The following is a 14,159-nucleotide window of genomic DNA, read 5'->3' on the forward strand; positions in this document are numbered from 1 at the left end:
GCCGGGCCGGCAAACAGGGGCAGTTTCTGCCGGCGCTGAAAGCCAAACCTTGATCTGGTCAGCAAGCGAAGCCAGACGCTGTCAGAGAACGAAATCGCCCCCGTCGATGCCAAGCCCCGTTCCGAGGAGTTCGATGCGGAAGTCGGCAGAACCATCACCGTCGACATCGCCTTCGATGAAGGTCAGCCCGACATTCTCATAGGATCGCAATTCGCCGGCGGTTCCGGAGAAGAAGCGGCCGACATAGCTGAAAGCCTGGTTCCCCGCTGTTCCCGTGTCGGCATCGATCGCCGAAAGATCGATACGGTCGTCCCCATCGGTGAAATCCTGGATGCGGTCCCGGTCGGCAAACAGCAGGCCGGCATCCGCGACGCTGAAATAGGCAAAGGTGTCGTTGTCGTTGCCGCCATACAGGATGTCACGGCCCGCACGCCCGCGCAGCGTGTCATTACCGTTGTTGCCGAGCAGGATGTCGCCCCCTGCTCCGCCGTCGAGCAGGTTGACCTGCGCGGAACCAAACAGGCGGTCGTCGAAATTCGAGCCAACGACGTTCTCGAAGCCGGAAATCGTGTCGCCCGCGGCATAGCCGCCGGCAACCGTATTGCCGCCAAGAAAGACCTGCACCGCGGCCGTGGAGTCCGCATAGCTGAGTGTGTCGAAACCGGCCCCGCCCGACATCACGTCCGCGCCCGCGCCGCCGCGGATGATGTCGTTGCCCTCGCCTCCGGTCAGCACGTCGTTGCCCGCGCCACCATACAGGCTGTCGTTGGAACGGCCACCAAGGAGGACATCCGCGCTTTCGTCGCCGACGAGAACCTGGGGGACCAGAAGTCCGACAAACAGCGGACCGTCATCGCTGCCGCCGGCCGTGCCGGCCTCGTTGTCCCTGATCGTCAAGGTGGACGTCATGGTCGACTGGCCATTGCTGAAGACCGCGCCGGTCAGATTTGAGAATTCGACCGAGAATGTCTCATCGCCCTCGACGAGCGTGTCGCCATAGACCCGGATCTGGACGAAACCCGTCCTCTCCCCGGCGTTGATGGTCAGGGTGCCGGATTCCGTCGCGAAATCCGTACCGGCCGTCGCCGTGCCTGCCACGGTCGTGAAATCCATCGTCACGGTCGTTGCGGCGGGCTCCGACAGGAGCACATAGGCATAGACATAGACGGAGGAACCGCCCTCGTTCGCGGCCGACCCGACGATCGAAACGTTCACTGACGGCCCGATGGACGGGCCTTCGACTGGGTCGGCCTGAAGGCCGGTGCCACCGACGAGGTCCGTGGCCCCGGTGTCGTTGTCGAGGATCTGGACTTCTGCTTCGATTGCAGGGCTGCCGCCCGGAAGTTCGGCGTTCGTGACATCGAGAATGACCACACGCGCGGTCTCGTTGCCTTCGATCAGCGTATCGCCATACACGGTAACATTGATGTAGGTCGACTGCGCGCCGGCAGGGATAGTTGCCGTACCCGATGTCTGGAAGTAGTCGCCGCTGCCGTGGGACGCCGAACCGTCCTGCACGATGTAGGTGAATGTCACCGGTCCGAGCGCCGGCCGGTCAAGCGTCACGAGCACGCGTGCGGTGCCGGAGCCGCTGTCGCCTTCAACAAAGGCGACATCATGGGCTGTGAGCGTCGGCAGAATGCCCGGCTCCGATTGGGCCGGGGCGAGATCGGCGGCGAAATCGCCGATTTCGCCTGTTTCACCGGAGGGTATGCCGTCATCGCTGAGAATCGTTCCGGTCGCGATCAGCGCCGGCGCATTGTCGCTCATCACCGCATTGTCGACATCCCAGATGACAAGCTGGAAATCCTCGTCCCCCTCGATCCGGTTGTCACCGTAAACGGTCACGGCAACATAGCCGGACTGGCTTCCGGCCGGGATGACAAGGGTTCCGGCGGTGGAAAAGAAATCGTCCTGTTCGCTCCAGGCGGTGTGGTCCTGGGTATAGTAGCGGATCGTGACATCGCTCGTCGCCGGGCGGTCAAGCGACACGAGGAAGCGGGCGGACGTGGACCCCGAACTGCCCTCGATGACGCTGACGTCGCGGACATTGACCGTCGGCACCGTCCCGGAATCCTGGTCCGGTGCCGCCAGGCCGATACCCACAGGGCCCGTACCACCCGGTCCGGACACCGGCCCCCCGTCGTCATCGATGATGGTCGCCGTTGCAACAAGCGCTGGTGCCTCGCCCTCGAGGACCGCGTTCGAGGCGTCGAAGATGACAAGCTGGAACGCCTCGTCGCCCTCAATGGCATTGTCGCCATACACGGTGGCACGCACCCAGGTGCTTTGCTGGCCGGCCGGAATGGTCACCGTGCCGGTACTCTGGAAATAATCACCCAATTGTTCAGACGCCGATCCGTCCTGCATGTAGTAGGAAATCGTCACGTCGCTGGTTGCCGGGCGATCGAGCGTAATCAGGAAGTAAGCGTATTCCGAACCCGAATCGCCTTCGATGATCGAGGTTCCGTAGACACGGACCGTCGGCTCGGTCGGTGAAACCAGGGCCGGTTCCGCCACTTCCGCTGCCGGACCGCCGACGCCGCCGGGCGCGTCCGGCACGGCGTCGTCATTGTCCCGGATGACTCCCGTGGCGACCAGGGCCGGCGCATCGTTGGTCAGGCTGGCGTTCTGGCCGGCCAGCACGACAAGCTGGAAGTATTCGTTTCCCTCGATCTGCTGGTCGCCATAGACCGTGATTCGAACGGTCGCGGATGTCTGGCCGGCAGGAATGAAACCTGTGCCATTGGTCTGGAAAAAGTCGCCATTGGCACTCGAAGCCGTGCCATCCTGGGTATAATAATAGAAATATGTATCCGCGGTGACAGCCGCATCGGCGTAGACGACAAATTCAATATACTGGCTTCCGCTGTCACCTTCGATTATCGCATAATTGTTGATATTGATGACAGCCATTCGTGTTGCTCCAATTGAAATAACGAGGAGCCATTAAGCAGATAATTTACTGATATACAATGCGTGATCCATCTCAGGATCGATCGCCATCATGCTGCCCGAACAGATCGGTTCTTGCCTGAATCGTACCGGTGCCGGACCCTCAACCGGCACGTTGCCCGTGCCGGTTTGCGTTGGCGACCGGCAATCGCTCCGCACCACCGGATGCCACGGCGCGGCGCATCTGGCATTTGCCGGCGTCTACCCTTGGGCATTCTTCCACTGGCGCTTGATCCGCTTGGCCAGGCTCCATTTGTGGACTTCGGTCGGGCCGTCATAGATGCGAAAGGCGCGCACCTCGCGGAAGACCTGCTCGACGATGGTGTCGCCGGAGACACCGGTGCCACCCATCACCTGGACACAGCGGTCCGCGATGCGCATCAGGGCCTCGCTGACGGCCACCTTCGCCATCGAGCTTTCCTCGGTTCCCGACCGCCCCTCGTCGAGGACGCCGGCGCACCAATCGACCATCAAGGCGGCCTGCTGAAGATCGATCCGGTTTTCCGCCAGCATGAAGCCGACACCCTCGTGATCGATCAGGGCCTTGCCGAAGGCAGTACGCCGGTTGGCGTAATCAACGGCGATTTCCTGGGCGCGAATGCAGGCACCCAGCCACCGCATGCAATGGGACAGTCTTGCCGGGGCAAGCCGTATCTGGGCATATTTGAAGCCCTCGCCCGCCTCGCCCAGCATCTGGTCCGCCGGCACGCGAAGATTGTCGATCTCGATGACCGCATGCCCGCCGGGCATCGAACTGTCGATCGTCTGCGGGACGCGGGTGATCCTGATGGCGGGATCCGGCAGGTCGACCAGGAACATGCAGGCCCCCTCTTCGGCCCTGGCCATGACAATGCCGACGGCGGCCCCTTGCGCGCCGGTGATGAACGCCTTGTGGCCATTGATGACCCAATGGTTGCCGTCCTGCCTGCAGGTGGTCAGCATCATGGAAGGATCGGAGCCCGCGCCATCCATGGATGCGGGCTCGGTCATGAAGAAGGCCGAGCGCGCGGTCCCTTCCACGAGCGGTTCAAGGAAGCGCTTCTGCAGGTCGGGCGAGCCGACCTTGCCGAGCAGGAACATGTTCCCTTCGTCCGGCGCGCCCGTGTTGCAGGCAAGCGGACCGAGCGGGGACAGGCCCGAACGGATCAGGACCGCTGCCGTTTCCCTTTGCGAAAGATGGCTGCCGTCCGCCAGGATGTGGGGCGTGAGGACGCCTGCGGCCCGGGCCTTTTCCCGCATCTCGGCGACGAGTTCATCCGTCGGGCAATCGTGGTGGTCGCGGCGCGCGTCCTGCTCATAGGGGATCACGACGCTGCGGATAAAGGCTTCAACACGATCCGCGATTTCTGCCGATCGTTCAGTTGGCGCTGGTAACACGGATAGCACTCCGGACATGAGGTTTGCTGGCACGGGCACGGCGTATCACCGTGTCACGGTGAATTACTGGCACAGCGGCGAGCACGATGAAAGGCCGCCGCGCAACACGGGCGCATTGGAAACCGGGGTCCGGCGGGGGTTCGCGGTGCGATACCCGCTTGAGCGAAACCGTTTTCATGGACCCTGCGCAAGGCACCGGGCTACAGTTGATATGTCCATACCCGGAATGATTTCAGGACGTGCGGTCCGAAGGAATTGATCAGCGGAACGTCGGCGGCGTCACGGCCGCGTGCGATGACGATCCTGCCGATCCGCGGCGTGTTGTTGCGTGGATCGAACGTGTACCATCCGTCATCGAGAAAGACCTCGATCCAGGCACTGAAATCCATCGGGTCGATGACCGGAACGCCGATGTCGCCGAGATAGCCGTTGACGTAACGCGCCGGAATATTGAGGCAGCGGCACAGGGCCACGGCGAGATGGGCGAAGTCGCGGCAGACGCCAACCCGTTCCTCGTAGGCTTCGAATGCTGTCCGCGTTGCCCGGGCCTTCATGTAGTCGAAGCGGATGTGGCCGTGGACAAAATCGCAGATGGCCTGGACACGCGCCCATCCCGGTTCGACGGGGCCGAAGCGGTCCCAGGCGATCTGGCTCAGCCGGTCCGTTTCGCAGTACCGGCTGCCCATGAGGAAGCCGAGCGTGTCGTCGGGCAGCGCCCATACCGGAACCTCGCTGGCGCCGGGCACGATCCTGTCCGGCCTGCCATCGTCCTCGATGGTGGCATCGCCCCACATCATGAAGTCGCCGGCAGGCGCGGTCAGCCGCCGGCAGCGATTGCCGAACAGGTCATGATACGTCGAAACCGGAACGTCAGGCCGTGTGAAGGTGGTTTCGGGAACCCGGAGATCATCGGCGCGATCGTCATGGACCGAAAGCAGGCAGACCAGGGCGGTCGGTTGCGCGAATGTGAGTTCTATCTCGTAGCCGTAGCGGATCAGCATTCGCCCAGCGTCACCGAAAATCGCCGGGCGTCAAGGTGTAGGAGGTCTGATGCCTGTGGGAATAGGCTTCGCGCGCGACATCGTGGATCGAGGCGCATGCCGCATCGAAAGCCTCAACGATGAGCGCCTCGGATACGTTCGCAGCGCCCGGCCGGACCAGCGCCGCCGTTTCGACGAAGAACGGCACTTCCAACATGCCGTCATGGCCGACGAAACGAACGGCATTGCGCGCCTGGTCGAAGCTGCGGCTGCGGTTGGGAAATTGCAGGGTCATGTCAATCAGTCCCTCCTTGCCACCGAGGCGGAGCCCGCGGGAACCGCGAGAGCGAGCCGATCCTGCCGGACCACGGCTTTTCCGAGATTGAGGGCGAGCATGCCGGCTGTCGCGGCCGAACGGCTCAGTCCGGTCAGGATCTCGCCGCCCGCACGCGCCGGGATACCGGAGAACACATGATAGACCGTCCAGGACCGATCCGTCTCGATGCGGCGGCCATATTGTTCAAGATGGAATCTGCTCTCGCGTGGGCGGACCTCGTTGTCCCGGAAAGGGTTGCGAAGGAAATCCCTCAGCATTCTGGCAATATTCATGGGTCCGTCTTTCTGATTCTCATGGTCTCACCGTCGAGTTCGCCCGAATAGAGCGTCCTTCCGGATTCATCGGTGATCGTCACGGCATCGGGTTGCTGGGGCATGTCAAGCGTTCGCAGGAGATTACGGGCCGCCTCGATCGCGCCATCGATATCCGCGACGTCCACGGTTTCGCGTCCGACAACGGCATGCGCATCATCAGCGGCGCGTGTACGGTAGAAGTCGACAAGAACCCTCATCGTGCGTGTCCCCGGCTGGCCTGGCGCGCAGCGGCGCTCAAGGCTTCTTCTTGCCTTTCGGGGCAAGGCCGTTCGAGGCAAGCTTGATCTGGTTGCCAAATGTGGCTTCCGGTGCCTGGGGCGCCTTTTGCTGCTTCGGCTTCCTGATCTCCCGGTTGCTTCGCTTCTGTCCCTTAGCCATGACCGAACGTCCTTTCCAGCAGGGCCGTGTTCGACCGCGGAACGGTGACTGCCTCGATGTCGTCCTGTGTCGCGACGCGCTCGTGGAGTTCTGCCTCGTTCCGGATGCGGTATTGCGGAGAGTTGCCTTTCGGAGGAAGCGTGGCGGTGATCTGGAAAACGCCGGCGGGTGATCGGGACCCGGTGAACCGGCCCTTCATCTGGACGGCCTGCCCGACGGAGAAGAAGTGGGTTGGCGTTTCATGGCGCGACCGGCGCGGATCCGGTTGCCTGATTTTCATGTCTGTCATGATGGAGTCTGATCCTTGTTGATGGCCGTATCGAGGCCGGCGGAAATCACCGGCATCATCTGGCCTGTGTTTGCATTCGTGCCGGCGGCCGGCAATCGGATGAGGAACCGGATACCGTGCCCTCGACGCTGCGAGACCTGTCGCATTATTCCTCGGCGCGACCGACCCGATGTCCTGCGGGATGCAGCCCGATGATGCCGGGCAACACATGGATGTGGCCGCAGGATGGTGCGGGTGATGCGCGTTCTTGTGGTCAAGTCATCGCTTGCGAGAGCGCGGCGGTGCGCTCCTGCATTGCAGTGTTCAGCAATGTAACAATAGTCAAACCGGGGTGTCTTGAGAGACCGGCACCGGGCGGGAGCGAAGATGTGTGGATCCTTGCGCGGCTGTCAGCGCCCGATCCTTGCAGCGACAGGAAACGATTTCACAGGGCCTGTCATACAGACGAACCTGATCGCCAGTCGTCCGTGTGACTCATGCCTATATGCAAATAGCGGTTTAAACAAGGCCGGACGAAAAAATGTTTGCCGTCCGGCTCCACCGGACGGGCCGGGCAAGCACGCCGGAACACCCGCCGGCGTTTCCGGATGACAGCCCGGGGCGGCGGCGATGCGCCACTCTCACCGCCTCGACGATCGCCAAACGGCCAGCGTCGGTCCGCTTTCCCGGTGGCAGCGATCGAGGCCGTTTTCAACCGGATGGACGTTCCGGAAACAGGGGCCGGAAACATGAAGGTCCACGAAATCATGCCGCAACACCTGCGTGCCCACTTTTGCTGCGCGACAAATTGTGTAAACTTGGGTTGACACACTGGAGCAAGCGTTGCCGTCATGCCTTCCGTCTTTCCGTTCTCTGCCATCGTCGCCCAGGAGGAAATGAAGACGGCGTTGCTCATGGCCGCCGTCGATCCGACACTCGGCGGCGTGCTGGTCTTCGGCGACCGGGGGACCGGCAAATCGACGACCGTGCGGGCGCTGGCCGAACTTCTGCCGAAGATCGAGACCCGCGATGGCTGCCGGTTCAACTGCCTTCCCGAAATGCCGCAGACGGCCTGCGAAAACTGCCGCTGCGAGGGGCACGCCAAGCCGCCGCGCGTCGTGAAGATCCGGGCGCCGATGGTGGACCTGCCGCTCGGCGCAACGGAAGACCGCGTCTGCGGCGCCCTCGACCTCGAAAAGGCCCTGGTCGCCGGCGTCAAGCGGTTCGAGCCCGGCCTGCTTGCCGCCGCCAATCGCGGCTTTCTCTACATCGACGAGGTCAACCTGCTGGAGGATCATGTCGTCGACCTGCTGCTCGACGCGGCCGCATCCGGCGTCAACATCGTCGAGCGGGAAGGGCTGAGCATCCGCCACGATGCCCGGTTCGTGCTGGTCGGCAGCGGCAACCCCGAGGAAGGCGACCTCAGGCCGCAGATGCTCGACCGGTTCGGCCTTTCGGTCGATGTGAAGACGATTTCCGATCTCGACCAGCGCATCGAGGTGATCCGCAGGCGCGACTCCTACGAGGCGGATCCGGAAGGCTTTTCAGCACGTTGGCGCAAGCGTGAAGCCGGCGTGCGCAACCGCGTTGTCAGCGCCCGCAAGCTCCTGTCCAAGGTCGAAACGGCCGACGCCGTCCTGCGCCGCATGTCGGAACTGTGCATGGCGCTCGGCATCGACGGCATGCGGGGCGAACTGACGCTGATGCGCGCGGCGCGGGCGGCAACCGCACTGGAGGGGCGAACCGAGGTCCGCTGGGAGGATGCGGTCGCGGCCGCGCCCATGGTGCTGCGCCACCGTCTGCGGCGCGATCCGCTCGACGATACCGCCAGCACAGTGCGCATCGAACGGGCCATTGCGGCGATGAACGGCGCCGGCCATGGCTGAAGCGCGGCCGCCCGACAACCCGGTTGATGCAGCCGACCGGCTAGGCGCGCAGCTTTGGCGCGAAGCGTTGCTCGCGGCACGGGTTCTGGCGGTGGCCGGCCCGTCACTCGGCGGCGTCCGGGTTCAGGCGCGCGCCGGGCCGGTGCGCGATGCCTTCCTGCAATGTCTCGAAACTGCAGGCCCGGCCACGGCGCGGATCGTGCGGGCATCGGCGATGGCGCCGCTTTCCCGGCTCACCGGCGGAGTGGACGTTTCGCAAAGTGTCGCCGCCGCGCGTCTTGTTTCCGAGACCGGTCTGCTCGCGCTCGCCGATGGCGGTGCGCTGCTGCTTTCGATGGCGGAGCGGCTCGAACCTGCAAATGCGGCCGTGATCGGTGCCACGATGGACAATGGCACCTGTCCGGATCCCGCCAACCCAAGCCAAGGCGTCGAAGCGCGGTTTGTCGTCATCGCCCTCGACGAGGCAGCAGATGACGGGGAAACGCTTCCCGCCGCACTTGCCGACCGTCTCGGACTGACGATCTGCCTCGACCGGATCGGCTGGCATCATGTGGCGCAGGCCCCCGCCCCTGCCCGGCTGCCTGCGCTCGAACAATGCCGCGCGACGCATGTCAGCGACCGCTTGCACGCATTCCTTTCCGCTGTTGCGCTGACCTGTGCCGGCGGGTCGCTGCGCCGCCATGCCCATCTGGTCCTGGTCGCGCGCATCCTTGCGGCGATGAGCGACCGCAGCGAGGCAAGCGAGGCGGACGCGACGATGGCCGCACGGCTGTGCTTCGGGATCCTGCCCGCCGCGCCGGATGAAGAGCCTGCGCATCAGGAGCAGGATGAAGGCGACGGTCCGCCCGCAGACCCGCCGCCCGGCCGGAACGACACGAACAGCGACAGCAAGGGGGACCGTCAGGATGCGGAGGTCCGTCACGCCGACGAACCGCCCGGCGACCGGCAAACGGAGAGCGAAACGGCAAGGCTGATGGGCCTGCTCGATCTTGCCTCCGCAGAGGTCTTGCGCGCCAGCAAGCGTTCCGCCGGGAAGGCCGGCGCCATGGCGCGGAACGCGCGCCGGGGGCGGCAATACGGCACCAGCCACGGCCCGCCCTATCCCGGCGCGCGCCCCGATATCGTCGCGACACTCAATGCTGCCGCGCCCTGGCAGATCATCCGACTGCGGGAGCGCGCCGCCGCCGGCCTTCCCGGCCAGGCTTCAGGACGCCTGCAGGTGCGAAAGTCCGATTTCCGTTTCAAGCGCCTGCGTCACGCCGCGCCTTCCACGGCGATCTTCGTGGTCGATGCCTCCGGCTCCACGGCGCACCAACGGCTGGGCGAAGCCAAGGGCGCAGTGGAAGGGCTGCTCGCGCGTTGCTATGTGCGCCGCGACGAGGTGGCGCTGGTCGCCTTTCGCGGAACCAGGGCGGAAACCGCGCTTGCGCCGACCCGGTCGCTCCTGGCGGCCAAGCGCAAGCTGGCGGCGCTTGCCGGCGGCGGGCCGACGCCGCTGGTGGCCGGTCTGCATCACGGGCTGGAGCTTGCCCTTTCCGTGCGTCGCGCCGGCAATTCGCCGGTTGTCGTGCTGTTGACCGACGGCAGTGGCAACATCACGCTGGACGGGACCCCCGATCGTGCCCGCGCCGCGCAGGAACTGGAACAGATCGCGCGGCGCTACCGCGAGCAGACATTTCGCAAGCTGTGTATCGATGTGTCACGCCGCCCGCGCGGCGATGTCAATGACCTTTCGCGGGCGATGGGCGCGGACTACCATTTCATGCGCCAGGCCGAGGCGGGGCGGATGTCGGAACTGGTCGACAGCCACATGCAGGAGGGCCGGCCATGACGGGTGCCGCACGCTGGCCGGACTGGCAGACCGACGGGCGCGACTGGCCGCATCGCGGGGCGAGCCGGTTCGTCGAGACCGGCGGTTACCGCTGGCATGTGCAGCTTGCAGGTCCCGAAGATGCACCGGCATTGCTTCTGCTGCACGGGACCGGCGCCTCGTCGCATTCCTGGCGGCACGTGATGACGCACCTCGGCGGGGCGTTCCGGCTGGTCGTCCCGGACCTGCCCTGCCACGGTTTCACGCGACCGTCCGGGCCCGCGGACCTGTCGCTGCCCGGCATGGTGACGGCGCTTGCGGCACTTTTGCGCAAGCTCGAAATCGTTCCGCAGGGGCTGGCCGGTCATTCGGCCGGAGCGGCTATCGCCGTGAAACTCGCCGAAGCGCTGTTTGCCGCAACGCCAGGACGGGACGGCCGGTTCGTCGTCGGCATCAACGGTGCTTTCCTGCCGATCCGGGGCTACAGCCTGCTGTCGCCGATGGCGAAGATGCTGTTCGCCAACCCGCTTTCCGCGTCGATGTTCGCCGCGCTGACCCGCCACACCCCGCTCGGTGAAAACCTGATTTCCTCCACAGGTTCGCGCATCGACGCCGAAGGTGCGGAATTCTACCGCCGCCTGATGGCACATCCCGGCCACGTGCAAGGTGCGCTGGGCATGATGGCGGCGTGGAACCTCGACGGTTTCCGCGATGCGGTGACGCGTCTGGATATGCCGCTGACGCTGATCGCCGCCGCTGACGATCCGATGGTGCCTTCGGCCAACTCCCGCGAGATGGCTGCGGCCGCACGCAACGGGCGGCTGATTCTTGCCCGCACCGGCGGACATCTCATTCACGAAAGCGAGCCGCAGCAGGTCTGCGAGTGGATCACGGCGGCGGCGAAAGCATCGGCAAGAGTGGAGGATGCGGCATGAACGGATTCGTCGCCGGCACGCTGGCACGGCCACCGGCCGGTACCGCGACGGTCGACCGGAGACCGTCAGCCGTGATCATCGGCGCGGGCGTCGGCGGGCTGTCTGCCGGCGCGCTGCTCGCCGCGAAGGGCTATCGCGTCACGATCGTCGATCCGCTCGATGCACCGGGCGGACGCGCCTACGCCCATCGGCAGGACGGGTTCGTCTTCGACGCCGGGCCGACCATCATAACCGCGCCGCATCTGTTCGAGCAGCTTTGGCATGATTGCGGCGGCCGCATGAGCGACGACGTCGAGCTGCGGCCATGCCTGCCGTTCTACAAGATCCGCTTCGATGACGGTTCCGTGTTCAACTACAGCGGCGATACTGTGGCCATGGAGGCGGAGATCGCCCGTTTCGAACCGGAGGATGTGCAGGGCTATCGCAGCTTCATGGCCGAAAGCGCCCGCATTTACGCCGTCGCATTCGAGCAACTGGCAGACAAGCCGTTCCACAGCCTTGCCTTCACGGCAAGGACGCTTGCCGGGCTGGTGCGGCTCGGCGGCTATCGCTCCGTTCATTCGGTCGTGGCGCGTCATTTCAGGAACGAGAAGCTGCGCACCATCTTCTCCTTTCATCCGCTGCTTATCGGCGGAAATCCGTTTTCGGCCACATCGTTCTATTGCCTGATTGCGCATCTGGAAGGAAAGCACGGTGTTCACTACGCGGTCGGCGGCACCAATGCCCTGGTGAAGGGCATCGCCGCGCTCACGGAGCGCAACGGCGGCACGATCCGTCTTGGCGAAACGGCAACCGAGATCGTGACCGAGGGCCGGCAGGCCAAGGCGGTGCGGCTGGCCAGCGGCGAAACGATCCCTGCCGACATCGTCGTCTCCAACGCCGACCCGGCGACGACCTACTCGCGGCTCCTTTCCCGCCATCCGCGCCGGCGGTGGACCGACCGGCGCGTGGCGGGCGGCGATTACTCGATGAGCCTGTTCGTCTGGTATTTCGGCACCAACCGCCGGTATGACGATGTGTATCACCACACCATGGTGTTCGGACCGCGTTACCGGGGCCTGCTCGACGACATCTTCCACCATCGCCGTCTCGCGGAGGATTTCAGCCTCTACCTGCACAGGCCGACCGCCAACGACCCTTCGCTGGCGCCGCCCGGGTGCGACGCCTTCTACGTGCTCAGTCCCGTGCCCAACCTTGCAGGCGGGCAGGACTGGGATGCCATGGCCGAAACCTATCGGGCGCGCATCGAGAAGCGGCTCGACGAAACGCTGCTGCCCGATCTGGGCCAGCATGTCGTGACCTCGCGCGTGGCGACGCCGAACGACTTCCGCGACCGGTTGCTGTCCTGGCAGGGCGCGGCCTTCGCCCTGGAACCGAAACTGTTTCAGAGCGCCTGGTTCCGGCCACACAACAGGAGCGAGGAAGTCGACAATCTCTTTCTGTGTGGCGCGGGCACGCACCCGGGCGCCGGGCTGCCCGGCGTCCTGTGCTCGGCGCGGATCGTGGCGGACCTCGTTCCCGAACCCGCCGCATTGATGGCAGGGAGGCGCGCATGACCGCTTCAGCAGCAGGGCGCTCGTCTGCGCAGGACGGACTGGCGCTGCCCATGCCGGCGCGTCCGCTCGCGCTGACACATGGTTTCAACGGGGAAGCGGCAGACCGGCGCGCCTGCGAACTGGCCATCCGGCGTGGTTCGAAATCGTTCCACCTCGCCTCGATGCTGCTGCCGCGCGGACAACGCGAGGCGGCGCGGGCGCTCTATGCATTCTGCCGGAACTCCGACGATCTTGTCGATGATCCGCGCGCAAGCCTCGCCTCGCTCGACCGGCTGCGGGTGCGCCTGGAGCGGATCTATGCCGGTGATCCCGCACCGCTCTCCTGCGACCGGGCATTCGCCCGCGCGGTGCGGCATCACGGGATCCCGCGCGCCGCGCCGAACGCGCTGCTCGACGGATTCGAGATGGATCTGCGCGGCCGCCGCTACGAAACGCTTGGCGAGGTGAAGGAATATGCCACCGGCGTTGCGGCCAGCGTCGGCGTCATGATGGCGATGGCGATGGGCGCGCGCAGTGCGCAGGCGCTGGCGCGTGCCGCCGATCTCGGCATCGCCATGCAACTGACCAATATCGCCCGCGATATCGGCGAGGATGCGCGAAACGGGCGGCTTTATCTGCCGCGGGACTGGCTGGACGAGGCCGGCATCGATCCGGCGGTCTTCCTGGCCGCGCCCCGCTTCACGCCGGCGCTGGGCGCCGTGGTGCGGCGCCTGCTCGACGAAGCGGAAATCCACTACAGGCGCGGCCATGCCGGTATCGCCTTGCTGCCGCGCCAATGCCAGCCCGCGATCCGCGCGGCCGCGCTGATCTACAAGGCAATCGGCACGCAAATCGCCGAAAACGGCCATGACAGCGTCAACCGCCGTGCTCGCACGACGATCGCGCACAAGGCCGCACTTCTGCTCCGCGCCAGCCAGGCGGACGCGCCGGACCATGCCTCGCAGGCGCTGCCCGCCGATCCTGCCGCAGCAAGCCTGGTGGCGGCCGCCGCGCTCGCGCCTGCCGCCCCGGCAGGGATCGCCGAACGCGGCCAGACCCTCGCGGCTGCGATGCATCCGGCCGCCGGACGCGACCGCGGTTCGGTCGAGCGGGTGATCGTCATCCTCACCGCGCTGCATGCGCGCCAGAGCGCAAGACCGCCCGCAGGCCGTCCGGCACGTGACAACGGGATGACTGCCCATGCTTGAGCGCTGGTTCGGGCTGATCGAAGCCGCCTTCGTGTTCGGCCTCGCCGTTGCGTTCTATGTCTGGCAGCGGCGCGACCTCAAGCGCGAGGAGGAAAAAGCCCGGCGCAAGGCCTCCGGGGACAACGAAGTGCACGAGGATCGCGGTGGCATGTCCGGAGGTTGATGGCAGGAAAGCC

Annotated in this window: 14 protein-coding genes; 6 read left to right on the plus strand and 8 right to left on the minus strand. The window is 65.4% G+C overall.

What is annotated here, in order from left to right; all coding sequences use genetic code 11:
• Positions 1-81 precede the first annotated feature (81 nt).
• From ACLB6G_RS18745 to ACLB6G_RS18780, 8 genes are all read right to left on the minus strand, one after another.
• On the minus strand, positions 82-2,916 hold the full coding sequence (locus tag ACLB6G_RS18745; protein ID WP_410357753.1) for a Calx-beta domain-containing protein: 2,835 nt from the start codon (positions 2,914-2,916) through the stop codon (positions 82-84).
• 240 nt (positions 2,917-3,156) lie between these two features.
• The gene (locus ACLB6G_RS18750; RefSeq protein ID WP_410357754.1) at positions 3,157-4,263 is read right to left on the minus strand and encodes an acyl-CoA dehydrogenase family protein; all 1,107 of its coding nucleotides are present in this window, start codon (positions 4,261-4,263) and stop codon (positions 3,157-3,159) included.
• Positions 4,264-4,532: 269 nt separating this feature from the next.
• A complete protein-coding gene (locus ACLB6G_RS18755) occupies positions 4,533-5,333 on the minus strand; it encodes a transglutaminase-like domain-containing protein (RefSeq protein ID WP_410357755.1) in 801 nt (266 codons plus the stop codon).
• A gap of 10 nt (positions 5,334-5,343) precedes the next feature.
• Positions 5,344-5,607 carry a DUF1488 family protein gene (locus ACLB6G_RS18760; protein ID WP_410357756.1) on the minus strand — a complete coding sequence of 88 codons (264 nt, stop codon included), beginning with the start codon at positions 5,605-5,607 and terminating at the stop codon, positions 5,344-5,346.
• 5 nt (positions 5,608-5,612) lie between these two features.
• A complete protein-coding gene (locus ACLB6G_RS18765) occupies positions 5,613-5,921 on the minus strand; it encodes a hypothetical protein (protein WP_410357757.1) in 309 nt (102 codons plus the stop codon).
• A complete protein-coding gene (locus tag ACLB6G_RS18770) occupies positions 5,918-6,160 on the minus strand; it encodes a hypothetical protein (protein ID WP_410357758.1) in 243 nt (80 codons plus the stop codon). Before ACLB6G_RS18770 ends, ACLB6G_RS18765 begins: the two co-directional genes overlap by 4 nt.
• A gap of 37 nt (positions 6,161-6,197) precedes the next feature.
• Complete coding sequence (locus ACLB6G_RS18775) at positions 6,198-6,341, minus strand: hypothetical protein (RefSeq protein ID WP_410357759.1); 144 nt, start codon at positions 6,339-6,341, stop codon at positions 6,198-6,200.
• A complete protein-coding gene (locus tag ACLB6G_RS18780) occupies positions 6,334-6,630 on the minus strand; it encodes a hypothetical protein (RefSeq protein ID WP_410357760.1) in 297 nt (98 codons plus the stop codon). The genes ACLB6G_RS18775 and ACLB6G_RS18780 overlap by 8 nt, the downstream gene beginning before the upstream one ends.
• 830 nt (positions 6,631-7,460) lie before the next feature.
• Here ACLB6G_RS18780 and bchI point away from each other — a divergent pair.
• Genes bchI through ACLB6G_RS18810 form a run of 6 tightly spaced genes read left to right on the plus strand, consistent with a single transcriptional unit; the run spans position 7,461 to position 14,146 of the window.
• Entirely contained in the window at positions 7,461-8,495 is a 1,035-nt protein-coding gene (bchI, locus tag ACLB6G_RS18785; RefSeq protein WP_410357761.1) for a magnesium chelatase ATPase subunit I, read from the plus strand.
• Positions 8,488-10,326 carry a VWA domain-containing protein gene (locus tag ACLB6G_RS18790; RefSeq protein WP_410357762.1) on the plus strand — a complete coding sequence of 613 codons (1,839 nt, stop codon included), beginning with the start codon at positions 8,488-8,490 and terminating at the stop codon, positions 10,324-10,326. Before bchI ends, ACLB6G_RS18790 begins: the two co-directional genes overlap by 8 nt.
• Positions 10,323-11,240 carry an alpha/beta fold hydrolase BchO gene (gene bchO / locus ACLB6G_RS18795; protein WP_410357763.1) on the plus strand — a complete coding sequence of 306 codons (918 nt, stop codon included), beginning with the start codon at positions 10,323-10,325 and terminating at the stop codon, positions 11,238-11,240. The genes ACLB6G_RS18790 and bchO overlap by 4 nt, the downstream gene beginning before the upstream one ends.
• Positions 11,237-12,796 (plus strand): phytoene desaturase, encoded by a 1,560-nt coding sequence (locus tag ACLB6G_RS18800; protein WP_410357764.1) that lies wholly within the window; start codon positions 11,237-11,239, stop codon positions 12,794-12,796. Before bchO ends, ACLB6G_RS18800 begins: the two co-directional genes overlap by 4 nt.
• Complete coding sequence (locus tag ACLB6G_RS18805) at positions 12,793-13,983, plus strand: phytoene/squalene synthase family protein (RefSeq protein WP_410357765.1); 1,191 nt, start codon at positions 12,793-12,795, stop codon at positions 13,981-13,983. The genes ACLB6G_RS18800 and ACLB6G_RS18805 overlap by 4 nt, the downstream gene beginning before the upstream one ends.
• Complete coding sequence (locus tag ACLB6G_RS18810) at positions 13,976-14,146, plus strand: hypothetical protein (protein WP_410357766.1); 171 nt, start codon at positions 13,976-13,978, stop codon at positions 14,144-14,146. The genes ACLB6G_RS18805 and ACLB6G_RS18810 overlap by 8 nt, the downstream gene beginning before the upstream one ends.
• Positions 14,147-14,159 lie beyond the last annotated feature (13 nt).

The organism is Zhengella sedimenti (assembly GCF_046506625.1).
In the GTDB taxonomy this organism is placed as follows: domain Bacteria; phylum Pseudomonadota; class Alphaproteobacteria; order Rhizobiales; family Rhizobiaceae; genus Zhengella; species Zhengella sedimenti.